We start from the raw sequence: 23,047 nt of genomic DNA, 5'->3' as shown, positions 1-23,047 counted from the left end.
GCTGGTCGCGAGTCGTCCGCATCACCCGCGGCACGCGAAGAGGGCGCCGTGGCGAGCCACGACGCCCTCCCGTCGGCGCCGGGTCAGCGCTCGATCTTGTCCAGGTGGAGCATCTTCGCGAGGTTCTTGTCGAGCTCGTCGTCGCGGAAGACCTTCTTCCAGTCCTCCTTGATGATGTTCTCGCGCCCGTAGTCCATCGCGATGAGGCAGGCGTCGCTGAACGGGTTGTCGCCGCGGAGGCCGTTGGCGAGAGCGACCTGCGTGTGGCCGTACAGGATGGAGCGGGCCGCGTCCTCGGGAACGCCCATCGTGCCGACGGCCTCGTCCAGCGCCTCCTTGAGGAGGGCGCCGACCATGCAGGCGATGGTCTCGACCAGGGTGGGCTCGAGCTGCGCGAGCTGCTTCACCGTGACCCAGTGCACGTCGATGACGGGCGCGTAGATCGCGCGCACGGTCGCCTCGACGATCGCCTTCTTCTCGGGGTCGTCGGACTCGACCGCCGCGACGGCGTCCTGCGGCGCGGCGATGCCGCCGAAGGTGTCCGCCCACTCCTCCTTGGTGGTGCGCTCGAGGAAGATCGACGGGTGGCAGGGGTGCGCCACGGCCTGGATGACGTCCTCCCGCGTGGTGAGGAGGCCGGCGTAGGCCGCCGCGGGGTCGAGCGTGAGGACGATCGAGCCCGGCTTCATCTGCGGGACGATCTCCTTCGTCACCGGGCCGAGCGCGAGGTCCGGCACGGCGAGGACGACGATGTCCGCGTTCGCGACAGCCGTCGAGGTGTCGGTCAGCTCACGTCCGGCGGCGCGCACGCGCTCCTGCCCCGCCGGCGAGTTCTCGCTGTAGTAGACGGTGTGACCCGTCTTGACGAGGTTGTTGGAGACGCGCATCCCCATCTTCCCGCCGGCGCCGATGACGGCGATCACGTAGGTCTCGGTCGTTGTCGTGCTCATGCATTGCTCCTCAGGTATTCCAGTGCGGTCCGGGTCCAGTCGGCTTCGGCTGCGACGGTGGTGGCGGGGTCGCCCTGCCAGGACAGCCAGTGCTCGACGATCTGGTTGATGCCGCGCGCGCCGGGGTCGACCGTGCGCAGCAGGTGGGGGTAGTCGTGAAGGCCCTCACCCATGCGGGCGCCGCCGTAGGTGAAGCCCACCCAGCCGTCCTGGCGGGCGAACGCGAAGTCCTTCGCGTGGATGTTCCTCGTGTACGGGGCGCAGCGCTCGACGACGTCCTTCGGCAGCTCGAGCGCCGCCACGTTGTTCGCCGGGTCGAGGCAGATGCCGAGCGAGTCGCTGCCGATCCGCTCGACGAGGTCCACGAGGTCCGACGAGGGCACCTGCTCGTAGGTCTCGAGCGCGAGCGTCACGTCCGCTGCCTCGTAGTCCCGCAGGGCGGTCCTGAGGAGGCCCTCCGCCTCCGCGAGCGTGGGGCGGAAGCCGGGCGCGTAGACCATGCTCCGCACCAGGCGGGCGCCGAAGACGTCCGCGAGTCCGAGGAAGGTCGCCAGATGGTCGACGGCGACGCCCTTCGTCCCGAGCTCGATCGTGAGGCCGAGCTCGCGTGCGGCGGTCGCGGCGTCGCGGATCTCGGCCGCCTTCATCCCGAGCAGCGGGGCGTAGTCGCAGATCTGGAACAGCTCCACGCCGAGCTCGCGCGTCCGCTCGAACACGTCGATCAGGCTCAGCGGCTCCGGCACGCGCTCGGACTGCTGCCAGAAGAAGGCGTAGCTCCCGAGCCCGATCATCGGGTCACCACCTCCCGCCGCGCGGCCAGCTCCGCGGCCTCGTCGAGGACCGCGGCGAAGGCCGCCGGGTCGTGGGCGAAGCGGCCGAGGAACAGCCCGTCGACGGAGTCGCCGAGCGTGCCGAGCAGTCCGGGCTTCGCGGAGCCGCCGTAGATGACGCCGCTGCCCTCGCGTCCGGCGAGGACGGCGACCTCCTCCTGCAGCGCGGCCCCGACGGCGCGGATGTGCTCCGCCGGCGCGGGCTCCGGGGCACCGATAGCCCACACGGGCTCGTAGGCGACCAGGAGCCGTCCGGACGGGCTTCCCTCGAGCGCCGAGTACAGCTGCCCGATCACCTCGGCCGCCGCCGCGCGGGGCTCGAGCCGCTCGGCCTCGCCGAGGCAGAGCACCGGCACCAGGCCGTTCCGGAGCGCCGCGGCGGTCTTGGCCGCGACGATCTCGTCGGTCTCCCCGAACAGGCGGCGGCGCTCGGCGTGGCCGACCTCCGCCACGCGGACGCCCACCTCGGCGAGCTCGGCGCCGCTCACCTCACCGGTGAAGGCACCGCCGTCCTCGGTCGCGAGGTCCTGGGCGCCCACGAGGACGGGCGTCCCCGCGAACGCCTCCAGCGCGGGGAGCACCTGCAGGAAGGTCGGGATCACGAACACCTCGACGGCGCCGCTCGCGACCGCCGGGTGCCCCGCGGCGATGCCCGCGACGCGCGCGAACCAGTCGCGGGCCTGCCGATGACCGAAGTACATCTTCAGGCTCACGCCGACCGACACGCGTGCGGACATCAGCAGCTGCCCGTGGTCTCGTACTGCTCGATGACGGCGACCTTGGCGGCCGAGGCGGACTGCGGGTCGAAGCGGTACGTGAGCCACTCCCGCACGAGGCGACGGGCGAGCTCGATGCCCACCACGCGCTGCCCCATGGTGAGCACCTGGGCGTCGTTGGAGAGCACGCCGCGCTCCACCGAGAAGCTGTCGTGCGCCGTGACGGCGCGGATGCCGGGGACCTTGTTCGCCGCGATCGCGACCCCGAGGCCGGTGCCGCAGATCAGGAGGGCCCGGTCCGCCTCGCCCTTGGCCACGAGCTCCGCCGCCGCGACGGCGACCTTCGGGTAGGCCGTGTGGCCGTCCGCGTCCACTCCCACGTCGACGACGGAGGCGACGCCGTCGTTGCTCTCGAGGTCCTTCTTGAGGATCTCCTTGTAGTCGAATCCGGCGTCATCGCTGCCGATGACGAGCCGCAGCGGTTCGGGCATGCTCACTTCCTCTCCTCCTGCGCGGCGAGCACCGAGCCCACCGCGCGCACGATCAGGGCGAACGAGTGCGCCCCGGGGTCAGGGGTGCCGAGGCTCTTCTCGGCGTGCGGGCGCGCGCGGCCCATCCGCGGCAGCAGGTCCGCCGTGGCGGCCGCCGCGCTCGTGGCGGCCTCGCTGGCCCAGGTCCAGGCCTCGGTCAGGCTCGCGCCCGCCGCGACCTCGCGGGTCAGGGTCTCCGTGAACGGCACCAGGGCGTCGACCATGGTCTTGTCGCCGACCTGCGCCTTGCCGTAGGAGGTGATGCCCGCGACGCCCGCCGCGACTCCGTCGGCGACGCTCGCCGCGGTCGGACGCGACTCGTCGCCGAGGGCGAGGCCCAGCGAGCGCAGCGCGACTCCCCAAAGCGCTCCGGAGGTGCCGCCGGCCCGGTGGGCCCAGGCGTCGCCGGCGAGGACCAGGACGGTTCCCGCTCCTGCGCCGGCGGACTGCGCCGACCGGGCGGCCTCGAGGGCCGCGTGGGCGCCGCGCTGCATGCCGATGCCGTGGTCCCCGTCGCCGGCGATCGCGTCCATCCGGCCGAGGTCGTCGACATTGTCGTCGATCGTCCTGCTGAGGGCTTCGACGGCCCGCAGCACGAGCTCCGCCGCCTCCCGCGACTCGGCGGTCGCGTCGGGGATGCGGTCCTCGCTGTCCGCGGTGTCCGCGGACGTCTGCACCCGCTCGGCGGCGGCGACGGACCCCTTGCGGTAGGCGGGGGTGTCGGCCGGGGCGTTCCAGAAGCGCTCGAGCTCGTCATCCAGCCAGAACAGGGTCAGCGAGGTGCCGGCCATGTCGAAGCTGGTGCAGAACTCGCCCACGTGCGGGTCCACGATCTCCAGGCCCGCGGCCTCGAGCAGCTGGGCGATGCGCCGGTAGACGACGAACATCTCCTCGTACTTCACCGAGCCCAGGCCGTTGAGGATCGGCACCACCCGCGCGCCCTGCGCCGACTCCACGCCCTCGGGCAGCTCGTTCAGCAGCGACGACACCAGCAGCTCGGCCAGCTCGTCCGCGGTCGGCACACCGGTCTCGTCGATGCCGGGCTCGCCATGGATGCCCATCCCGACCGCCATCCGGCCCTTGGGAACCGTGAACAGCGGCTCCGCCGCGCCGGGCAGGGTGCAGCCGGTGAACGCCACGCCGAAGGACCGGGTCCGCTCGTTGGCGTGCCGGGCCACCCGGGCGACCTCGGCGAGCTCGTAGCCCGCCTCGGCGGCCGCTGCCGCCGACTTGAACACCGTCAGGTCGCCCGCGATGCCGCGCCGCTTGTGCTTCTCGGCCAGCGGGGCGCTCGAGATGTCGTCGGTGACCGTCACCGTCTCGGTGGGGATGCCCGCCGCCCGCAGCCGGTCCTGCGCGGCGTCGAAGTTGAGCACGTCGCCGGCGTAGTTGCCGTAGGACAGCAGCACACCGCCGCCGTCCGACGCGGCCTTCGCCACCGACTCCACCTGCTGCGTGGAGGGCGAGGCGAACAGGTTGCCCATCGCCGCGCCGTGCGCCAGACCCTGGCCGACCAGTCCGCCGAAGGCCGGATAGTGACCCGATCCGCCGCCGATCACGACGGCGACCTGGCCCTCCGGCGACGCCGTCGCACGCGCGACGCCGCCGGGGACCTGCCGGACGTACCGGGAGTTCGCCAGGGCGAACCCCTCGATCATCTCGTCCGCGAAGGCCGCGGGCTCGTTGTAGAGCCTCGTCACCGGTTCGCCGTCTCGTCGATGATGAGCGGCGCCGCGTTCGGGGCGTCCGAGCCGGCGTCGTGGCGCTTCCGCGAGAGGAGCACCATGAGCACCGCGGAGAGGAGCATGAAGAAGCCGACGATGAACATCGGGATCTCGTAGCCACCGGTCCAGTCGTGGACCGCGCCGGTGATGTACGGGGCCGAGAAGCCGGCGAGGTTGCCGACCGTGTTGATGAGCGCCACGCCCGCGGCGGCCGCGACGCCGGTGAGGAACTGCGTGGGCAGCGTCCAGAAGTTGGGAAGCGCCGAGAAGATCGCCATGGCCGTGATCGTAATGACGGCGATGGTGAGGACGGGCGAGCCCGCGAACAGGGCGAGCGGGATGCTGACCGCGCCGGCGAGGGCCGGGATCACGATGTGCCAGGTCTTGAGGCCGCGCTTGTGGGCGTCACGCGACCAGAAGTACAGCGCGATGGCCGCAGGCAGGTACGGGACCGCGGTGATGAGCCCCTTCTGGATCACGTCGAACTCGACGCCGCTCTGCTCCTGGAAGCCCTCGATGATCGTCGGCAGGAAGAAGGCGAGGGCGTAGAGGCCGTAGATGAAGCCGAAGTAGATGAAGGACAGCGCCCAGACCCGGCCGCTCGAGAACGCGTGGCGGAGGGACACGTGCTTGTGGGACGACTCGGTCGACACCCGCTCCGACTCGAGGGCGCCCTCGAGCCAGGCCTTCTCCTCAGCGGTGAGCCACTTGGCGTCCGCCGGGCGGTCCTTGAGGTAGAACCAGGCGATGATGCCGACGACGATGGCCGGGAGCGCGACGCCGAGGAACATGAAGCGCCAGCCCTCGAGACCGAAGAAGACGCCGTCCTGCTGGATGAGCACGCCGGCGAGCGGGGCGCCGATGACCGTGGTGAGCGGCTGGGCCAGGTAGAACAGCGACAGGATCGTGCTGCGGTGCCGGGCGGGCACCCAGAGGCTCAGGAAGAGGATCGCGCCGGGGAAGAAGCCGGCCTCGGCGACACCGAGGATGAACCGCAGGATGGCGAGCTGCTCGAAGTTGCCGACCCAGGTGAAGAGGGCGGCGACGATGCCCCAGCTGACCATGATCCGGGCGAGCCACTTGCGCGCGCCGAACTTGTGCAGGGCCAGGTTGCTCGGCACCTCGAGCAGGATGTAGCCGATGAAGAAGACGCCCGACGCGAAGCCGAACTGAGCGGCGCTGAGCGCGAGGTCCTCGTTCATCCCGTTGGGAGCCGCGAACCCGATCGCCGTGCGGTCGAGGTAGTTGATGAAGAACATCAGGGCCACGAACGGCACGAGCCGTACGGCGACCTTCTTGATTGCCGAGCGCTCGACGCTCGTCGTCGTGTGGGCAGTGGTGTCCACGCTGACTCCTTGGGGATCGTCTTCGATGTACTGAAAACCGAGCGCTCGCTCGACCTCGATAGATATTCGCGGCCGCCGCCCCGGTTGTCAAACCGGTTGACCGGTTTTGGGGCGTAGCCGCCCCCACCGCTTCCAGGCGAAGTCCTATTACAGTGACGGCATGCCGGCGTACCGGGACGACACCTCCGCGGAGATCACCGCTGCGCTCGGTTCGCTCCCCGCCGGTTCGGCGGTGTCGCAGGTCGCGACGCGGCTCCTCGACCTCTTCACGAGCGGCTCCATCGCGCCCGGCACACGGCTGCCGCCGGAGCGCCAGCTGGCGGCGACGCTCGAGGTCGGACGGTCCGCCGTGCGGGAGGCCCTCGCCGCCCTCGAGATCCTCGGCGTCGTGGACGTGCGACCCGGCTCGGGGACATACCTGCGCGGGAACGCGAGCGAGCTGCTGCCGCAGACGCTGCGCTGGGGGCTCCTGATCGGCGAGCGCAACACCGCGGAGCTGCTCGAGCTGAGGTCCGGGCTCGAGATCTACGTGGCCCGGCTCGCGGCCGAGCGCCTCACCGAGAGGCAGCTCGCCGCCCTCGGGCGCCACGTCGAGCGCATGCAGGAGTCGACCGGTGACCTGGCCGCCTTCGTGAAGGCGGACCTCGCCTTCCACCACGAGCTCGCCACCGCCGCCGACAACTCGCTGCTCCTCGACCTCCTCCAGGTCGTGCGGTCCCTGCTGCGCATCTGGGTCGACCGCGCAGTGCAGGACGAGAGCCACGCCCTCGACGCGCTGCAGGAGCACGAGGCGGTGTACCGGGCCCTCGAGGCGCGCGATGCGGACGCGGCCGCCTCGGCCATGGCGGCGCACATGGCCACCGCCTCCGCCCGGCTCTCGCAGCCGGTCACCTCCGGCTAGCCGTCCCGGCTCAGTACTCGCGGCGCTCCGCGCCCAGCGGCTCCAGCTCGACCTCGTCCTGGCGCCCGTCGGGGAGGACGACCCGGAGCGATCGGGGCCGGCTCGCGAGGTTCGCCGCGAGGACCGTCGTCCCGCCCTCGCCCACCGCGCCCACCACCCAGACGCCCCCGCGCCCGGGCTCCGGGTCCACGAGCATCCGCTGCCCCGACAGGGCCGCCAGCCACGCGACGGCGCGCGCCACCGGGTACGGCTCGCCCGACGCCGAGCAGAGGCCGCGCGGGCCCCAGAGCTCGAAGTAGGCGAGACCGGCGACACCGGGCACGGCGGACGCGGCCGCGCTCGCGATCGTCCAGGCGGCGAGCGCGGGCGAGGTCTGCCGCGGGTCCGTCGCGTCGATGAGCTCCGCGCCGTATCCAGCGGAGAGGTCGTCGCCCTGCGCCGCCGAGGCCGAGGACGTCGCCACCGCGTTGAACCGAGCCTTCAGCGTGAACGGTCCGGCGAAGACCGGCCGCCCGTCGGCGATCGCGACGGCGTCGAGCGCCACCAGGCGCTGCATGGGGATCGATTCGACGAGCTGGCTCCGCTCGACCGCGTGCATCTCGGGCGTCACGCTGTAGGCGAGCGCGGGCAGCGAGGGGTCGAGCCTCTCGTGGTTCCGGTTGAGCTCCGTGAAGTGCGAGCGCGCCCCGCCGACGATCGCCACCTCGCGGTCCCTCAGCGCGTCGCGCAGCCCGGCGAGGAGCGGCGTCTCGGTCACGTGCGTCGTCGCGTCGTAGACGCCGAGGCGGGCGATCCGATGGTCCGCGAGCGCGTCCACGGCCTCCGCCAGCCGGGCCGCCTCGTCCGCGACGAGCCGGACGTCGAGCGGGAGCGGCCCGGCCTCCCGGGCGGCCCGCTGGAGGGCGGCCCGCCAGTTCGCCGTGGTGAGGTCGAGCTCGACGACGAGCGCGTCGGCGGGAGGGATCCCGAGCCGCGGAGCCGGCTCCGGCGCCGTCGATGCGCCCACGGACACCGAGGGGAAGGGCCGCGCGGCGTCCTCCAGCACGACCAGCCCCGGCTCCGGCTCCGGGTCGGCCGGCCCGACCACCCGGGCGGACAGGGTCAGGGACTGGCGCAGCTCCGTCCCGGCGGGGACGAGGACCGGGAACGGCAGGGCGAGCGGCGTGCTGTAGGTCTTGAACGAGGCGTCGGTCCAGTTCCGCTGGTCCTCCATCTCGAACACGTCCCCCGCGAAGTCGAGGGAGCACTCGAGCCCGCACGAGGCCCATTCGAGGCGGGCGATGTCGAACGCCGGCTGGTGCGGGCTGATCGACTCCGGGAATCGGGTGTCCGTCCGGCGGCCCTCGGGGTCGACCACCGCGAGGGGCGCGCCGGCCACTCCGGGCGGGTGCAGCACGACGAGTCCGATCCGGTTCCGCAGGAAGTCGGTGCGGGACACCGCGTGGAAGGCCACGGCCAGGGACTCGCCCGTCGCCTCCAGCTCGACCGCGCCGAGCAGGTCCGCCCCGAGGCCCGCCATGCGGACCTCGAGCGTGAGCGCGCGATCCCCTGCGGTGGTCGAGAGCACCTCGACGGGGACGGTCCCCCAGTCGCGGTCGCGCGCGACGGCTCGGACCGCACGGAGGACCAGCCGGTCCTCGAAGCGGATGTCCGCGAGCTCGTCCCCCCGGAGCTCCACGGACCATGGGCCGGACCGCCACTCGCGCGGCTCGGGCTCGGGCAGTCCCCAGGCGGCGTCGGCGGCCGCGTGCTCGGCGAGATCCATGGTCAGAGGGTCGTCATGCCGCCGTCGACGGCGAACAGGGCGCCGGTCGCGAAGGCGGACTCGTCGCTCGCGAGGTAGACCATGATCCCCTCGATGTCGGCGGGCGATCCCGCACGGCCCACGGGGATGCGCCCGATGATGGCGGCCCGGGACTCGGGGTCGGACGTGATGCTCGTCACGAGCGTCGTCTCCGTGTAGGCGGGGACGACGGTGTTCACCCGGATGCCCTGCTTCGCGTAGGCGGCGGCCACCGTGCGCGCCATGCCGTGGATCCCGGCCTTCGACGTGCTGTACGCCGTGAAGTCCGCCCCCTCGCCGTTGATGCCGGTGGGGCTGCCGGTGAGGATGATCGATCCTCCGCCGCTCGCGAGCATCGAGCGGACCGCGTGCTTCACGGTCAGGAAGGTGCCGGTCAGGTTGATGTCGATGGTCTGCTGCCACCACCGCAGGTCGAGGTCCGCGATCTTCGCGTCCTTGCCGAACAGCTGCACGCCTGCGTTCGCCACCACGACATCCGGGGACCACCCGTTCGCGGCGAGCTCGGCGAACGCCGTCTCGACGGCCGTCTCGTCGGAGATGTCCATGGTGACCGCACGGCCCCGGCCCTCCGGCACCTCGGCGGCGGCCGCCTGCGCGGCCTCGCCGTTGCGGTCGGCGAAGACGACACGCGCGCCCTCCCGCCCGAAGCGGGCCGCCACGCCCTGGCCGATCCCCGTCCCGGCTCCGGTGACGAGTGCGGTCTTGCCGTTCAGTCGATCGCTCATGCAGGCTCCTCCTCGAGTGGTCACCGCATGCTACAACCGGTTGACCGGTTCTAGCCCGTCCGCGTGGAGCACACTGGGACCATGCCCGGCTCAGTGAAACCGCCGCCACCTCGGCGGCTGCTGCGGCGAGCGGCTGCGGTCGGGGGCGCCCTCCTCGTCATCCTGCTGTGTCTCTGGCTCGCCGCCTACCTGTCGACACCGCACTCGCAGCTGGCGAGGACCCTCGTCTGGCTCGAGGCCGACGTGGACGACTGGAAGCGGTTCCCGGCCCGCACGGTGGAGCGGGCGGGGCCCGTCTTCGACTTCACCGCTCCGACCGCCGAGCAGGCGCGGGCCTTCGACCGGGCCCTCAGCACCACTGTGACCGAGAAGACGGGCGAGCCGCCCGGCGACTTCCTCGAGCGCACGAGCACCACCGCCCTCCTCGCCATCCAGAGCGATGTCCTCGTGCACGAGGAGTACCTGGGCGGCTACGAGCGGGAGTCCACGCAGACGTCCTTCTCGATGGCGAAGTCCGTCGTGTCGGCCCTCGTCGGGATCGCGATCGCGGAGGGCGCGATCGGCGGCGTCGACGACCCCATCACCGAGTACGTCCCGGAGCTGCTGGACCGGGATCCGCGCTTCGCGGCGATCACCATCCGGGACCTGCTCACCATGTCCTCGGGCATCGCCTACACCGAGCTCGGGATGCCCTTCAGCGACGACGCCACCACCTACTACGCCCCGGATCTGCGCGACGTCGCCGTGTCCGCGAAGATCAGCGAGGAGCCCGGCCGGCGCTTCCACTACAACAACTTCCACCCGCTCCTGCTGGGGCTGATCCTCGAGCGCACGACCGGCGAGTGCGTCGCCTGCTTCCTCGAGGACAGGCTCTGGAGCAGGCTCGGGATGGAGGCGGACGGCTCGTGGAGCCTCGACAGCGAGGCGAGCGGCTTCGAGAAGATGGAGAGCGGCCTCAACGGCCGGGCGATCGACTTCGCCAAGTTCGGCCGTCTCTTCCTCGAGGGCGGGAACTGGAACGGGGAGCAGCTCATCCCCTCGGAGTGGGTCGAGGAGTCGACCCGGGTGGACGACGAGTCGGACCCCGCGGACTTCTACCAGTACCTGTGGTGGGTCACGCCGCGGGAGGACCGGCCCCACTTCTACGCCCGCGGCAATTTCGGGCAGTACATCTACGTCGCACCGGAGAAGGACCTCGTCCTCGTCCGGTTCGGCCGGGACGCCGGCGACGCGGACTGGCCGGCGCTCCTGACGGCCATCGCCGACGCGGTGGACGCTCCCGGCTGACCCGGGCTTCCCAGCGTCCGCGGCCCTGGTTAGCCTTCCGGCATGTGCCGGAACATCCACACGCTCCACAACTTCGAGCCGGCCGCCACCGACGACGAGGTCCACGCCGCCGCCTTGCAGTACGTGCGCAAGATCAGCGGGTCGACGAAGCCCTCGAAGGCGAACGCCGAGGCCTTCGATCGCGCCGTCGCCGAGATCGCGCACATCACGCAGCACCTGCTCGAGGACCTCGTCACGACGGCGCCGCCGAAGACCCGCGAGATCGAGGCGGCGAAGGCGCGGGAGCGCTCGCTGCGCCGCTTCGCGTAGCCGTCCGCTCGTTCCGCCGCCGGGTTCAGGCGCGGAGCGCCGGGAGGCGGCGCACCGCGAGCACGGTGACGTCGTCCGGGGCCCGCGACCCGACCTCCTCCGTGATGGCCGCCACCACCGCCTCGGCCGCGCCGGAGCACTCGCGCGCGATGCGCTCCACCTGGCCGAGCGCGTCCAGCGTCCCGCCGAAGGCGTCGAGGACGCCGTCGCTGACCGAGATCAGCAGATCGCCGTGGCGCATCGCGACCTCGCGCTCCTCCCAGGTGACGTCCCAGCCGACGCCGAGCGGAAGCCCCGTGGAGGCCAGGCGCTCCGTCGAGCCGTCCCCGTGCAGGAGCAGGGTGAGCCCGTGCCCCGCGTCGATGTAGCGGAGCACACCGGTGTCCTCCTCGAGGTGCCCGTGGAAGAGCGTCACGAACGTCCGGGAGTTCTCCAGGTCGGCGTCGAGCGTCTCGGCCGCCGCCTCGACCGCGCTCGCGACCCCGTCGAACCGGGATCCGGCCCGCATCGTCGCGCGGACGGTCGCGGCCATGAGGGCGGCCGGGATCCCCTTGCCCATCGCGTCGGCCAGCGTGAAGGCGGCGCCGCCGCGCACGGGGTACCAGTCGAAGAAGTCGCCGCTCACCGTGCGGATCGGCAGGCACACGCCGGAGGCCTCGTAGCCCGGCATCGTCACGAGCGACTGCGGGAGCAGGCCCGACTGGACGCGGGCGCTGTCCGTCAGCTCGCGGGCGAGCGCCAGCTCCTCCTCCACCCAGACCGCCAGGTCGCGCAGGATCGCCTGCTGCTCCGGGCCGAACTCCCGCCGCCCGTAGTCCGCGACGCAGATGGCGCCCACGCGCTCCCCGCTCGGACCCTGGATGGACTGTCCCGCGTAGAACCGGATGCCGTCCTCGCGGGCCACGAAGGGGTTGCCGCGGAAGCGCGGGTCGGTCTCGGGCTCGTGCACGATCAGCGGCGCGCGCTGCTGGATCGCGAAGTGGCAGAAGGACTCGTCGCGCGGCGTCACCCGCGGGAGGTCGGGACGGGTGCTCGCCTTGGTCCACTGCCGATCGTGGTCGACGAAGTTGATGATCACCGTCTCGAAGCCGAGCAGCTGCTGGGCCGTCCGGGCGATGCGGTCGAAGCGCTCGCTGCAGGCGGTGTCCAGGATGCCGAGCTCGTCGAGGGAGCGCTGGCGGCTCAGCTCGGCGACCGCCCGGCGCTCGGCCTCGGTCAGCCCGGTCACCTCGACGGAGTTCCCGGTCATCCCGACCGCCTCCGCGACAGGAACCAGCGGTTGCCGTCGGCGTCGTGCTCGTAGCGGACCACGTCCACCAGAGCCGTGATGAGCGGGATGCCGCGTCCCGACTCCGCCAGCTCGTCCGGCAGCTCGCTTCGGCTCAGCTGGATGTCCCCTCGGGGGCCCGAGTCGATGAGCCTCGCCTCGATCCGGTCCTCGGTGACGTCGACCGTCACCGAGCACACGACGCCGTCCCCGTCGTCTCCGTGACGGATGACGTTGGACGCCAGCTCGATCAGCGCCGTCTCGAAGGAGATCCGGTCGATCGGGCCGACGTCCTCGTGAGCGGCCCAGACCGCCTCGAGCAGGGCATGGACGCTGTTGACATCGTCCGGCGGGGCCGCGAGGTCCAGGGTCTGGGGAGCCTTCGGCGGGCGGGACACGGTGTCAGGCACGGGCGAACGCCTCTTCGGCGGTCTCGAAGGGGACGAGCACGCGCTCCATGTTCGTGAGGCGGAGCACGAGGCGGACCTGCTCGCCGGGCGCCGCGATCCGGAGGTCGCCGCCCGCCTGCCGCGTGCTCTTCAGGCCGCTGATCAGCGCGCCGAGACCCGAGGAGTCGAGGAACTCGACCCCCTCGAGGTTGACGACGACGCGGGACGAGCCGCCCGCCACGAGACCCGCGATGCTCTCCCGGACGGCGGGGGCGCTCACCATGTTGAGCTTCCCGCCGAGGGAGAGGACGGCGACCCCGTCGTCCAGGTGGCGCACGTTCTGATTCATGAGATTGCTCCCTTCTCGGTGCCGAAGCCGCGGTAGCGGATGGCGGGGACGAGGACTGCGAGTGCGGCGAGATCGACGCCGACCCAGACGAGGTTCACGAGGGTGCCCACCGGCTCCGCCACTCCGAGCAGGATGCGGACGACGCCCACGACGGAGGCGAGGAGGAGCACGGCGGCGGCGGCGCACTGCCAGAAGATCAGCCGCCAGGGGACGCCGCCGAGCTGGCGGGTCTTCGGGGTGACGACGAAGTCGAGCGGGCGCTTGAACACGACGTTCCCGATCGCGGTGCGCGTGGCCCGGATCCAGACCGGGAAGAGGGCGACGCTGTACTGGCGGCCGCGACGGGTCGGGATCCCCCGGCTCGCGACGAGGAAGAGCAGGCGGTTCACGGCGAGGAAGGGCAGGAACCGGAGGAGGAACTCGACGGCCCCCGCGTCGACGGGCAGGATCCCGACGGTCAGGAAGAGGGCGGGCGCAAGGAAGTACACCACGGTCGCGAAGCCGGACAGGTAGCTCCACATGGTGGCGGTGTACATCAGCCGCTGGGCGAGGGTGAGGCCGCGCTGCACGAGGGGGTTCTCACGCAGCATCACCTGGACGGTGCCCTGAGCCCAGCGCAGACGCTGCCGCATCATGGTCCGGAGGTCCTCCGGGGCGAGCCCCCACGCGAGCGTCTCGTGGTGGTACACGCTCTTCCAGCCCGCCGCGTGCAGGCGCATCGCCGTCGCCATGTCCTCGGTGACGGAGATCGTCGCCAGCGGCATGAGGGGCTGCGCCTCGCCGCCGAGGTCCACGTCGATGGAGCGGATGAGGGCCTGGACCTTCGCGAACGCCGCGAGCGGCGACGCCTCCCCCGTCGCCAGCTGGTGCAGGGTCTCGCTCGGCGGGCTGCCGGCGAACTGCGCCGCCTCCACCTCGCCGAGGTCGGCGAGGTCGGCGGCGAGCTCGCGCAGCTGGACGCTCACCATCTCCTCGGCGATCTCCTCGACGGCACGCTGCAGCCGGAACGTGCACAGGCCGACCGGCTCCCCCTGGGCCAGGGCGCGCCGCGTCTCCCGGACGGCGTGCTCGAGGGCGGCGAGCGCCGCGTCGAGCAGCGGATCGTCGCCGTTGTCCCGAGCGAGCGCCCGGGTGAGCACACGGTGGGCCTGCTTCAGAGCGCGGTGGACGTTCCGCTCCACCTGGGCGACGTAACGGGCGATGGCGAGGTGCATGAGCGCCTCGCGACGCAGGATCGCGTTCGAGCCGCAGAAGAACGCCGCGTTCCAGCCGTCCTTCCCCTGCTGGATCGGCCCGTAGAACAGGGGCGCGTCGCTGCCGAGCGGATCGCGGGCGGGCACGTTGCGGAACTCCTGAGGGGTCTGCACCAGCGCGACCCGGGGGTCCGTGAACCAGCCGAGCGTCCGATCGAGGATCTCCGGCTCGGGCACCTGGTCGGCGTCGAGGATGAGGATGAACTCGCCCTCGGTCGACATCATCGCGTTGTTGAGGTTGCCCGCCTTGGCATGGCGGGGGCGGTCGTGCCAGTCCTGGCCCCGCGTGACGTAGCCGACGCCCGCCCGCTCGGCCGCCCGGCGCAGCTCGGGCCGGTCGCCGTCGTCGAGGATCCAGGTCAGGTGCGGGTAGGTGATGCGCTTCGCCGCCTCCACCGTGTCGAGGACCAGCTCGACGGGCTCGTCGTAGGTCGTCACGAAGACGTCGACCGTGAGCCCCGCCGGCGCGACGGGCGCCTGCGTCCGTCGGCGGGCGCGCCAGACGGTGAGGGCGAAGAGCGTCACGTCGATGAGGCTGTAGGTCTCCGCCACGACGAGGGGGATCGCGATCCATGCGGCGTCCCAGTTGAGGGAGAACAGCCACCGCCAGCCGATGTAGTTGAGGCCCAGCACGACCGTGAGCACGGCCACGACGCGGACGAGGAGCAGTCTCCGCTCGTCCCGCTCCCGGTGCCGTCTCTCCAGGCGGACGGCGGCGCGGGTCCGCACGATGGTCCCCGCCATGCCGCCCCCCAGCGTTCCGCACACGCCCCCACGTGTGCAGGGCGACACTACCCACGCCTCCTGCCCCCGAGCCACGCCCAGTTCGGGTGACACCCCGTGTCCCCGGAAATGCGGACACGATCGGGGCGACGGCATCGGACGGCACGCGGCAGGGCGGTCGCCGCACGCCGTGACCGACCGGCGAGCGGGGTCCTCGAGGGTGCCCTCGACAAGGGGCCCGCCCGCGAGTAACGTCCGGCGCATCCGACGTGGGGAGTCCGCGTGCCGAAACCCCTCCTGCGGCCCGTGCTCGAGCTGCGTGTGCACGGAGTCAAGAACGCTCTGCCGTCGTCGATGCTCGGCGTGCCGGCCTCCCAGGTCCGCCAGGTGGCCGGCGACTCGCTGGGCGGCTTCTGGGCCGCGCGGCGCGAGACTGCGGACACCCCGCCGAACGTGCATCGCGAGGCGTACTCGTGGGGCCTGCTCGCCCGCACGGGGGGCGGGCCGCTCCCGCTGCTCGGCCAGCTCGCGGTCCACATCGGCTGGCTCTTCGTGCTGCCGTTCGGGCTCTGCAACGTCGCGTATTGGACGCGGCGGATGGAGCCCCAGCCGAACCCGAACGCCTGGCGGCCCGGCCGCGGCGCCGTCCTGCTCCGCATCTTCGGCCTCGGCCTCACCCTTCTCTACGTCGCGGCGCTGGCGACGGTCGCGTTCGACCTCGTGGCCGTCCAGTGCTTCTCGACGGACGAGGCGTGCGCCCCGCTCGCACCCGTCCTGTCACCGCTCGACGCTCTGACGCGAGGACAGCGGATCGCGCTCCTCGCGCTCGTCCCGCTCGCCGCCATGCTCCTCATCTACGTCGTCGCGCGGCGCGGCCGCGTGCAGTACGAGGCGAGCGTCAGCCGGATGGCGGGGACGCTCGCCGCCGAGCGCGTGGAGTCCGTGCCGACGCTCGCCACTCCGGGGTTCTGGTCGAAGGCGCGCATCGGGCCCACCACCGAGCGCCTCCACTTCGCGGCCGTGCTGCTGCTGCTCGCCGTGCTGCTCGCGTGGGACCGGGTGTTCTCCCCGCTGGAGGGCTGCGCACGGCCCGCGACCTTCCTCCTCAACGGATGCCTGCTGCCCGAGCGGGTCCTCTCCTCCTCCCCGCTCGCGGTCCTCGCAGGGCTCCTCGCCGCGCTCGCGCTGGTCATCGTCGTGGTCGTGCTCGCGGCGGCCTCGGAGACCCCGGGTCGCACGGACATCGTGCGGCGCCGGCGCGCCCATGCGGGTCGCCTCCTCGTCACCGCGATCCTGCTCTTCCTGCTCGCGGGCATCGCGAGCGCGGTCCCTCCGGCCGAGGAGCCGCCGGCCCAGCCGTTCCTCGGCCTGGTCGTGGCGCCGCAGATCCTGATCGCCCTGCTCCTCGCGATCGCCCTGGCCGCCCTGGGGTGGCGTCGCGGGGTCCCGACCGCCGTGTCCGCGGCGCTCCTCGGTTCCGCCCTGGCGCTCCTCGTCCTCCCGTACCTGCTGCCGGGCGAGCTCCTGAACCCCCTGTGGCAGGCGCTGGCCGGCCTTGCGGTCGCCGCGCAGCTGCTGATCGTGGTCGTGGCCGGCGCCCGCTCCCGCTCGGAGCACGCCCGGACCGGGTGGCACGGAACGGGACCGGGCGTCGTCCTCCTGCTCTCGCTCGGAGCCGCGATGGTCCTCGCGAGCCTCCTCGTCGTCGGGACCCGAGCCTGGCTCGGGCTGTCCGCCGTCGAGCGGGGGGACGTGTACGCCGAGTTCGGCGTCGTGCTCCTCGGCATCGTGCTCGTGGTCGCGGTCGCCGTCGGCCTCGCGGCGCTCACGAGCATGACGCGGCTGACCCGCCTGAAGTCCGCGCCGGTCCGGGACGGCGGACGCGAGGTCGCGCCGCTGCGCACCTACGCGGGCGGCCGGCCGCAGCAGGACCCGACCGAGAACCGGGTGGAGGTCCGGGTGCTGCGAGCGCGGAGATTCGCGGCCCTGGCCCACCGAGTCGAGCCCGTGCTCGGCCTGCTCGCGATGGCGATCGGAGCCGGGCTCGCGGCGACCCTCGTCGTCGACATGCAGGTGGGGCCGGCGGCGGTCTCCGCCTACGACCCTCCCGAGCTGTCCGAGCAGGTGCTGCGGGGGGCGTCGGGCGTCGCGATCACGATGCTCGGCGCGGTCGCGCTCGCGGCGCTCGGCGCCGTGGCGGCCAACGCCCTGACGCGCAAGGAGCGACCGGTCGCGGTGCTGTGGGACCTCCTCTGCTTCCTCCCGCGGGCCGGTCACCCGTTCGGGCCGCCCTCGTACGCCGAGCGCGCCGTCCCGGAGCTCGACGACCGGATCCGCACCTGGCTCCAGGAGCCCTCTCTCCTGCGGCGGCGGGTCATCGTCTCCGCGCACAGCATGGGCGTCGTCCTCGCGATCTCGACGCTGTTCGCGCGGTACGCGGCGGAGGACGCCCCCCTGCACGACGTCGGGCTGCTCACCTACGGGGCGCAGCCCCGGCCGTACTTCGGCCGGTTCTTCCCGGAGCTGTTCGGTCCCCGGGTGCTCGGGACCCGGTCCTGCCTGCGCCCGTCGCTGCTCGGCGCGGACCCCTGGCTGCGCACGATCGCCCGTGACGAGAAGGGCCGCAAGGAGACGTTCCGCGGGCCCGGGACGTCCCCCACGCTGACCCGGCTGCTCACCACGAAGGGGGCACCGGCCTGGGTGAACCTGTGGCGGCGCACCGACTTCCTCGGCTTCCCCGTGCACAGCTACAGCGACGTCGCGAACGTGGTCGACCGCGGTGCGGCCGAGCTGCTCCCCGGCCCGTACGAGCGGGTCGCGACCCACTCGGACTACTTCGAGGTGTCCCAGTACCGCGCAGCGCTCGAGGAGGTCCTCTCCCGGGTCTAGCCCCGCGGCGGGATCGAGAGGGCGACGAAGTACAGCTGGACGGCCACGAGGATGGCCGCCCCCACCGCCCACCACCAGCTGAGCTGCGAGAAGATCGACGCCGCGATCAGGCCCACCCCGACCCCTGCGGCGAACAGGCAGACCGACAGCGCCCTCCTGCCGGCCCGTCCGCCCACCCGGCGGCGAGCGACGAGCGGCCGCGCGACGATGCCGAGCCACCCGGCGGTCACCAGGATCGAGCCGACGAGGTCGAGCGGCGCCGGTCCGTGCTCGGGACTCAGCGTGAACACGCGGTCGTCGCGGTCGGGCAGGGCGATGAGCACCACCCCGGTGAGGACGAGCGCGACCAGGGCGGCGACCTGCGCCACGCCGCGCCCGCGCACCGGCTCCGGGCCGAACCAGTCGCCTCTGCCTGTCGACACGTCCGCTCCTTACCTCAGGACCTCGGAACCGCGAGCTTCTCGGCCTCGGTCACCTCGGGCGCGAGACCGGCGAGGGTCTCCCGCCGCGTCATCCGCATGCCCGCCGGGGAGAGGTGGCCGGCCAGCCACAGCCCGGTCGACCGCGCGGCGGCGAGCGCGGGATTGCGCAGCGCGATGTTGCGGAAGATCAGCGCGTTGGCCGACTGGACCCGCTCGGAGGCCGCCCGCTGACCCTCGGCGTACTCCGCGACGGCGCGCTCCCACGCGTCAAGGCCGTGCCGGCGCAGAGCGTCCTCCAGACGCCAGGCGCCGAGGAGGCCCACCATCATCCCGGCACCCGCGCTCGGCCCCATCGCGTGCGCGGCATCGCCCACGAGGACCCAGCGGCCCGACGCGTAGCGGAGCGCCTGTCCCTGCCCGAGGCGGAACGTGCTCGCCCACAGGTGACGGGTCAGGACGGCGTCCGGGTATGCCCGCCGCAGCATGCGCTCGACGAAGTCCGGCTCGACGGCGCGGAGCCGCTCCTCCTCGCCCTCCACGCGGTAGACGAGCCGCCAGCGTCGCGGCCCGAAGGCGAAGGCGCCGAGCGGTCGGCGCGGGTCGAGGGCGATCCAGGAGCGGTCGTTGCGGTCGGGGTCCGACGCGAGCTCGACGTCGGCGACCGCGCTGTAGGTGCCGTAGTCCCGGAAGCGCTGGGCGACGTGGAGCATGGCGGCCCCGCCCCGCCTGGTGCTACCGGCGCCGTCCGCGACGACGCCGAACCGGGCCCGTGCTCCGTCGGCGGCTCCCGACGCGGCGATGCCTCGAATCTCCACGCCCGTCGCGTCCTGGGACACCGACTTCACCGTGAAGCCGCGGAGGACACGGACGCCGGGCACGGCCTGCGCGGCGGCCTCCAGCACCACCTCGGTGTCGTGCTGCGCCAGGTTCAGCGAGTAGGGATGCCGGTGCCGCATCCGGTCGAGATGGAGGGTGAGCAGCGGCCCTCCCCCCGGCGACCGGCGGAACTCGTGCGCGGTGCGCACGACCGCCCGCTGCGCGAGCCGATCGTGGATGCCGAGGTGATCCGCGAGCAGGAGGCCCTCGGGCATCCAGGTGATCGCGCGCGACTCGTCCGGGGGCACGGGCTCCGGTCGCTGCTCGAGCACGAGCACGTCGTGACCCAGCCGGCCGAGGAGCGCGGCGGTCGCGAGACCGACCGGCCCCCCGCCGACCACGACGATGTCCGCATCCTCCGAAACGCCCATTCGTCCTCCGATCGCACGGCGGCGCAGACCCTGGGAGGAGGGGTCGCATCACCGCACAAGCTAGGACCGGGACGGGCGGGCGTTCAAGGGCGTTCGTCCCGCGTGCGTCAGGAGGACGGCGGACCCGCCGGCCCCTCCTCCGCGAACCTCTCCTCGAGCTCGGCGAAGACCGCTTCGGCGAGGCGCTCGAACTGCTCCGCCGACAGCCGGATGTGCTCGCCCTCGGGGAGTCCGGTGATCGACGACCCGGGCGAGTATCCGGGCAGACCGGGCCGGAGCACGCCGTCGCGGAGCAGGGAATCGCAGATGACCTCCAGCTCGTCGAGCGGACTCGGCCCCGCGCCGGTCCCCGTCCGCACCCTGTGCACGAACGGACGATCGAGGGCGAGGGCGAGGGTGTTGAAGAGCAGATGCTCGAACTCGGCGAGGGACGGCTGCACGTCGCCGACATCCGCAGCCCGCACCGCCCGGGTCAGCTCCCGGTACGCCTCGAGCTGCGACCCGATGACCAGCCGCACCCTGTCGATCTCGCTCCGCGTGTAGGTCCGCCGCCCGTCCATGCCGCCTCCCGCCGATCCGTGAGCCCGATCCTTCCAGCCGCGAGCGCCGCCTGCGTCGGCGATGCGCTTCCCGGTCATCCCTCGGTCGCGGCCGGGTCCTGCACCAGGGCGGGCGCCGTCCCCCGGACACCGCGGCCGCGCAGGGCGAGTCCCACCAGGGGGAACAGGAGCACGGACAGCATCCCGGCGCCGACGAGGGCGGCCGCCATGCCGGCGCTCAGGTCCTTGGCCTCGACGCCGAGATTCGTCACCGCCACGATGATCGGCAGCCCGGTCGCGGTGAGGAGGACCGCGGCGCCGCGGTCCCAGTGGCTGCGCGTCGCGGCGCCGAGCAGGGCGGGAACGCCCCGCACGAGCAGCATCAGGACGAGGAACAGAGGCAGCAGGAGCAGGACCCGCACGTCGCCGAAGAGCTCATCGAGCGGGAACGTGACGCCGGTGTTGATGAAGAAGATGGGCACCAGGAAGCCGAAGCCGACGGCCTCGAGCTTGCTCTCGACTCCCTCGCGCTCCTCCTGGGGGGCGGCGGACAGGAGCACGCGGGCGAGGACTCCGGCGGCGAAGGCACCGATGAGCATGTCGATGCCGAGGGCGATGCTGAGGCACGTGAGCGCGGCGAGGATCCCGAGCGCGAGCCGGACGGCGAACTGACCGCTCGTGTGGAGCGTCGCGCTGATCAGGCCGTGCAGCTGGGGATACGGACCGCGCGCGGCGACGACGATCGCCACGGCGGTGACGATGACGAACCCGATCAGGATGACCCCGGCCGTGAGGGGGCTGCGCCCGCTGAGGAACAGCGAGATGGCGACGAGCGGCGCGAACTCTCCCACGGCGCCGATGGTCACGATGGATCGGCCGAACGGCGTGCGCGTCTCGCCTGCGTCGCGGAGCAGCGGCAGGATCGCGCCGAGCGAGGTGGTCGTCAGGGCGATGCCGATGAACACCGCCGCGGCCAGCGACCCCCCGATGAGGAGGCCGAGCCCGAGCCCCGCGACGAGCGAGATGACCCAGCCGAGCACCGCCGCACCGGTCGCGCGGCTTCGGAGTGCGCTGAAGTCGATCTCGTTGCCGGCCAGGAAGAAGAGCGTCGCCAGCCCGACGGCGGCGAGGAACGTCGTGAACTCGTTGACCGTGATCCAGCCGAGCACCGCCGGTCCGAAGAGGATCCCGAGGAGGATCTCGAACACGACGAGCGGCACCTGCGCGGCCCGGCCGAAGATCGAGCCGAGGATCGGCGACACCGCCGCGATGGCGGCGAACAGCATGATCGTCTCCAGCGGCGGTCTCACGACCACACACTAGGGGTGAAGCGGGCAGCGCGGCAGGCTCGGGACCCGCAGGAGAGAGCTCCGGAGCACCCAGGGCGAAAGTTCCCAGTCTGCAGAGAAGCGCGGAAATCCGATCCTCGACACGTCGACATCCACGGAATCGCGAACTATAGGCAGGGATGCATTCCGCGCGCAACCGGAGAAGCGCTCCGGCCTCCAGGGGTAGACGGACCGTTCTGCTGGGGCTTAGCTTTCTCGGCACAGCGCCAGCAACCGGGGGGTGAGCGCAATGGAAGAGTCGGTGCACGGCAGAAGTCCGCACCTGCTGCGCCTGCTGCTCGCCGCTCTCGCGCTCGCCGCAGCCTGGGTCCTCGCGGCCCTCCTGCTCGGAGGGTCGCCCGCGTCCGCCACCGAGCTGGACGTGCTGGATGACCTCTCCGAGCCCGTCGCCGCCGCCCCGCTGCCGGCCGCCGCGGAGCTCGCCGCCGTCGTGGATGCCGGCGCAGCGGTCGTCGATGCCGGCGCTGCCGCGGTGGAGGCTCTGCCCTCCGCGGAGGCCGCCGTGCCCGCCGTGATCGCGACCGTCCCCGCCGTCATCGCGACCGTTCCTGCCGCTGTGGGCGTGGTCGACACCGTCGCAGGTGAGGCGACCGAGACGGTGGGCGCAGTGCTCGACGAGGCCGTCACGGTGCCGCAGCCCGAGCTCGAGACCCCGATTCCCGTGGCGCTGCCGGACGCGGGGAATTCCGTCGAATCGTCCGCTCCCGCCGCCTCGGCGACCGCCCCCCTGCAGGAGCCGGCGCCTGCCGCCGCCGCCGCCGCGGAGCGGACTCAGCGGAGCTCGGGCATCCCGTCGGCGGTCCCGGCGCAGGACGCGGTCCTCGAGGCCCCGGCCCAGGCGCCCTGGGCGCCGGCGACGCCCGGTGGCACGCCGGCTCCCCTCCACTCCGCCCTGGGTTCGGCGCCGGCCTTCGCTGCGTGGGCGGTCCTCGACACCGGCCGGGTCCTCCCGCGCACGACCGGCCTCGCCACGGCCGAAACGCCAGATGGGCTTCCTGCCTCTCCTGCCGGAGACCTCTCCTCCACTCCTGACTGACGAGGGATGACGGCGCTCTCCGCCGTTCTCGAGTGCTGCGGCGATCCGCCGCAGGTCATCCCCTTCTTCGTCAACAGATCAGGAGTACCACCATGTCGACAAGCCTCTATCGGGGACTGCTCTTCGTCCTCGTCACCGGCGGGCTGAGCCTCGCCGGCACGTGCGCCGCGAACGCGGCCGGGACGGACGGAGCCGCAAGCATCGGTGGCGGGAATCAGATCCTGCCGTCCGTGGACGCGCCCGTGACCATCACCGGCGACGCGGTGAGCGTGCTCGGCGACGCCTCCGCCTCGGCGCCCGCCACCGGCGCGCCGGTGCACCAGCCGGACGCCGGATCGGCCACCACGAGCGGCTCGGGCAGCATCGCGGGCGGCAACCAGGTCGCGCCCGTCGTCACCGCACCGGTCACCGTCAGCGGCAACGCCGTCAGCGTCCTCGGCGACGCCGACAGCCGCACCGCAC

21 protein-coding genes and 1 pseudogene are annotated in these 23,047 nt (G+C 72.7%); 6 read left to right on the top strand and 16 right to left on the bottom strand.

Translation table 11 applies throughout. The annotated features are described in order from the left end of the window. Window positions 1-83 precede the first annotated feature (83 nt). The 6 genes from J3P30_RS06550 to J3P30_RS06525 are packed head-to-tail and all read right to left on the bottom strand — an operon-like array spanning window position 84 to window position 6,009. Entirely contained in the window at window positions 84-950 is an 867-nt protein-coding gene (locus J3P30_RS06550) for a phosphogluconate dehydrogenase C-terminal domain-containing protein (protein WP_210480131.1), read from the bottom strand. Further along, window positions 947-1,741, bottom strand: a complete 795-nt coding sequence (locus J3P30_RS06545; RefSeq protein ID WP_210480130.1) for a sugar phosphate isomerase/epimerase — start codon at window positions 1,739-1,741, stop codon at window positions 947-949. Before J3P30_RS06545 ends, J3P30_RS06550 begins: the two co-directional genes overlap by 4 nt. Further along, window positions 1,738-2,517 carry a triose-phosphate isomerase family protein gene (locus J3P30_RS06540; RefSeq protein ID WP_210480129.1) on the bottom strand — a complete coding sequence of 260 codons (780 nt, stop codon included), beginning with the start codon at window positions 2,515-2,517 and terminating at the stop codon, window positions 1,738-1,740. The genes J3P30_RS06545 and J3P30_RS06540 overlap by 4 nt, the downstream gene beginning before the upstream one ends. Then, complete coding sequence (locus J3P30_RS06535) at window positions 2,517-2,987, bottom strand: ribose-5-phosphate isomerase (RefSeq protein ID WP_210480128.1); 471 nt, start codon at window positions 2,985-2,987, stop codon at window positions 2,517-2,519. Before J3P30_RS06535 ends, J3P30_RS06540 begins: the two co-directional genes overlap by 1 nt. A 2-nt stretch (window positions 2,988-2,989) precedes the next feature. Beyond that, window positions 2,990-4,726 (bottom strand): dihydroxyacetone kinase family protein, encoded by a 1,737-nt coding sequence (locus tag J3P30_RS06530; RefSeq protein WP_210480127.1) that lies wholly within the window; start codon window positions 4,724-4,726, stop codon window positions 2,990-2,992. After that, window positions 4,723-6,009, bottom strand: a complete 1,287-nt coding sequence (locus J3P30_RS06525; protein WP_246853088.1) for an MFS transporter — start codon at window positions 6,007-6,009, stop codon at window positions 4,723-4,725. Before J3P30_RS06525 ends, J3P30_RS06530 begins: the two co-directional genes overlap by 4 nt. Window positions 6,010-6,256: 247 nt before the next feature. On the opposite strand from J3P30_RS06525, the gene J3P30_RS06520 reads away from it, so the two are divergent. Further along, window positions 6,257-6,997: a FadR/GntR family transcriptional regulator gene (locus J3P30_RS06520; protein WP_210480125.1), complete on the top strand. Its 741-nt coding sequence runs from the start codon at window positions 6,257-6,259 to the stop codon at window positions 6,995-6,997. A 10-nt stretch (window positions 6,998-7,007) separates the two neighbouring features. Here the strand turns inward: J3P30_RS06520 and J3P30_RS06515 are convergent, their stop codons facing one another. Beyond that, on the bottom strand, window positions 7,008-8,762 hold the full coding sequence (locus tag J3P30_RS06515) for a hypothetical protein (protein WP_246852728.1): 1,755 nt from the start codon (window positions 8,760-8,762) through the stop codon (window positions 7,008-7,010). A gap of 2 nt (window positions 8,763-8,764) precedes the next feature. Then, window positions 8,765-9,526 carry an SDR family NAD(P)-dependent oxidoreductase gene (locus J3P30_RS06510; RefSeq protein WP_210480124.1) on the bottom strand — a complete coding sequence of 254 codons (762 nt, stop codon included), beginning with the start codon at window positions 9,524-9,526 and terminating at the stop codon, window positions 8,765-8,767. An 81-nt stretch (window positions 9,527-9,607) separates the two neighbouring features. On the opposite strand from J3P30_RS06510, the gene J3P30_RS06505 reads away from it, so the two are divergent. Both J3P30_RS06505 and J3P30_RS06500 read left to right on the top strand, forming a co-directional pair. Next, a complete protein-coding gene (locus tag J3P30_RS06505) occupies window positions 9,608-10,813 on the top strand; it encodes a serine hydrolase (protein WP_210480123.1) in 1,206 nt (401 codons plus the stop codon). A gap of 42 nt (window positions 10,814-10,855) precedes the next feature. Further along, window positions 10,856-11,122: a DUF2277 domain-containing protein gene (locus J3P30_RS06500; protein WP_210480122.1), complete on the top strand. Its 267-nt coding sequence runs from the start codon at window positions 10,856-10,858 to the stop codon at window positions 11,120-11,122. Window positions 11,123-11,147: 25 nt separating this feature from the next. Here the strand turns inward: J3P30_RS06500 and J3P30_RS06495 are convergent, their stop codons facing one another. From J3P30_RS06495 to J3P30_RS06480, 4 genes are read right to left on the bottom strand one after another with little or no spacing between them, the layout of a single operon-like run. After that, window positions 11,148-12,371, bottom strand: coding sequence for a PP2C family protein-serine/threonine phosphatase (locus J3P30_RS06495; RefSeq protein ID WP_210480121.1), 1,224 nt, complete (start codon window positions 12,369-12,371; stop codon window positions 11,148-11,150). Then, window positions 12,368-12,799 (bottom strand): ATP-binding protein, encoded by a 432-nt coding sequence (locus J3P30_RS06490; protein WP_210480120.1) that lies wholly within the window; start codon window positions 12,797-12,799, stop codon window positions 12,368-12,370. The genes J3P30_RS06495 and J3P30_RS06490 overlap by 4 nt, the downstream gene beginning before the upstream one ends. Next, complete coding sequence (locus J3P30_RS06485) at window positions 12,792-13,127, bottom strand: STAS domain-containing protein (RefSeq protein ID WP_210480119.1); 336 nt, start codon at window positions 13,125-13,127, stop codon at window positions 12,792-12,794. The genes J3P30_RS06490 and J3P30_RS06485 overlap by 8 nt, the downstream gene beginning before the upstream one ends. After that, on the bottom strand, window positions 13,124-15,124 hold the full coding sequence (locus J3P30_RS06480; protein WP_210480118.1) for a glycosyltransferase family 2 protein: 2,001 nt from the start codon (window positions 15,122-15,124) through the stop codon (window positions 13,124-13,126). The genes J3P30_RS06485 and J3P30_RS06480 overlap by 4 nt, the downstream gene beginning before the upstream one ends. A 261-nt stretch (window positions 15,125-15,385) precedes the next feature. On the opposite strand from J3P30_RS06480, the gene J3P30_RS06475 reads away from it, so the two are divergent. Then, window positions 15,386-17,992 carry a hypothetical protein gene (locus J3P30_RS06475; RefSeq protein ID WP_210480117.1) on the top strand — a complete coding sequence of 869 codons (2,607 nt, stop codon included), beginning with the start codon at window positions 15,386-15,388 and terminating at the stop codon, window positions 17,990-17,992. Here J3P30_RS06475 and J3P30_RS06470 read toward each other — a convergent pair. The 4 genes from J3P30_RS06470 to J3P30_RS06455 form a co-directional block, all read right to left on the bottom strand. Next, complete coding sequence (locus J3P30_RS06470) at window positions 17,989-18,414, bottom strand: hypothetical protein (protein ID WP_210480116.1); 426 nt, start codon at window positions 18,412-18,414, stop codon at window positions 17,989-17,991. The genes J3P30_RS06475 and J3P30_RS06470 overlap by 4 nt on opposite strands. Window positions 18,415-18,428: 14 nt before the next feature. Further along, window positions 18,429-19,661, bottom strand: coding sequence for an NAD(P)/FAD-dependent oxidoreductase (locus tag J3P30_RS06465; RefSeq protein ID WP_210480115.1), 1,233 nt, complete (start codon window positions 19,659-19,661; stop codon window positions 18,429-18,431). Window positions 19,662-19,768: 107 nt separating this feature from the next. Next, window positions 19,769-20,299, bottom strand: coding sequence for a hypothetical protein (locus J3P30_RS06460; RefSeq protein ID WP_210480114.1), 531 nt, complete (start codon window positions 20,297-20,299; stop codon window positions 19,769-19,771). Next, window positions 20,296-21,510: a cation:proton antiporter gene (locus J3P30_RS06455; protein WP_210480113.1), complete on the bottom strand. Its 1,215-nt coding sequence runs from the start codon at window positions 21,508-21,510 to the stop codon at window positions 20,296-20,298. The genes J3P30_RS06460 and J3P30_RS06455 overlap by 4 nt, the downstream gene beginning before the upstream one ends. 259 nt (window positions 21,511-21,769) lie before the next feature. On the opposite strand from J3P30_RS06455, the gene J3P30_RS06450 reads away from it, so the two are divergent. Then, the gene (locus J3P30_RS06450) at window positions 21,770-22,585 is read left to right on the top strand and encodes a hypothetical protein (protein WP_210480112.1); all 816 of its coding nucleotides are present in this window, start codon (window positions 21,770-21,772) and stop codon (window positions 22,583-22,585) included. A 92-nt stretch (window positions 22,586-22,677) separates the two neighbouring features. Continuing rightward, window positions 22,678-23,047, top strand: a pseudogene (locus J3P30_RS06445) (hypothetical protein); the annotation flags it as partial.

This window comes from Naasia sp. SYSU D00948 (genome assembly GCF_017916515.1).
GTDB lineage: Bacteria > Actinomycetota > Actinomycetes > Actinomycetales > Microbacteriaceae > Naasia.
Note: the sequence above shows the minus strand (reverse complement) of the source record. Positions and strands in the feature narration are given on the sequence as shown.

What these genes read in the sequence shown, in the direction of transcription:
- J3P30_RS06525 (WP_246853088.1), bottom strand. Translation starts at nt 6,009, where the DNA reads ATGTTCTTCATCAACTACCTCGACCGCACGGCGATCGGGTTCGCGGCT.
- J3P30_RS06510 (WP_210480124.1), bottom strand. Translation starts at nt 9,526, where the DNA reads ATGAGCGATCGACTGAACGGCAAGACCGCACTCGTCACCGGAGCCGGG.
- J3P30_RS06505 (WP_210480123.1), top strand. Translation starts at nt 9,608, where the DNA reads ATGCCCGGCTCAGTGAAACCGCCGCCACCTCGGCGGCTGCTGCGGCGA.
- J3P30_RS06520 (WP_210480125.1), top strand. Translation starts at nt 6,257, where the DNA reads ATGCCGGCGTACCGGGACGACACCTCCGCGGAGATCACCGCTGCGCTC.
- J3P30_RS06515 (WP_246852728.1), bottom strand. Translation starts at nt 8,762, where the DNA reads ATGGATCTCGCCGAGCACGCGGCCGCCGACGCCGCCTGGGGACTGCCC.
- J3P30_RS06460 (WP_210480114.1), bottom strand. Translation starts at nt 20,299, where the DNA reads ATGACCGGGAAGCGCATCGCCGACGCAGGCGGCGCTCGCGGCTGGAAG.
- J3P30_RS06485 (WP_210480119.1), bottom strand. Translation starts at nt 13,127, where the DNA reads ATGAATCAGAACGTGCGCCACCTGGACGACGGGGTCGCCGTCCTCTCC.
- J3P30_RS06465 (WP_210480115.1), bottom strand. Translation starts at nt 19,661, where the DNA reads ATGGGCGTTTCGGAGGATGCGGACATCGTCGTGGTCGGCGGGGGGCCG.
- J3P30_RS06480 (WP_210480118.1), bottom strand. Translation starts at nt 15,124, where the DNA reads ATGGCGGGGACCATCGTGCGGACCCGCGCCGCCGTCCGCCTGGAGAGA.
- J3P30_RS06540 (WP_210480129.1), bottom strand. Translation starts at nt 2,517, where the DNA reads ATGTCCGCACGCGTGTCGGTCGGCGTGAGCCTGAAGATGTACTTCGGT.
- J3P30_RS06545 (WP_210480130.1), bottom strand. Translation starts at nt 1,741, where the DNA reads ATGATCGGGCTCGGGAGCTACGCCTTCTTCTGGCAGCAGTCCGAGCGC.
- J3P30_RS06535 (WP_210480128.1), bottom strand. Translation starts at nt 2,987, where the DNA reads ATGCCCGAACCGCTGCGGCTCGTCATCGGCAGCGATGACGCCGGATTC.
- J3P30_RS06550 (WP_210480131.1), bottom strand. Translation starts at nt 950, where the DNA reads ATGAGCACGACAACGACCGAGACCTACGTGATCGCCGTCATCGGCGCC.
- J3P30_RS06495 (WP_210480121.1), bottom strand. Translation starts at nt 12,371, where the DNA reads ATGACCGGGAACTCCGTCGAGGTGACCGGGCTGACCGAGGCCGAGCGC.
- J3P30_RS06500 (WP_210480122.1), top strand. Translation starts at nt 10,856, where the DNA reads ATGTGCCGGAACATCCACACGCTCCACAACTTCGAGCCGGCCGCCACC.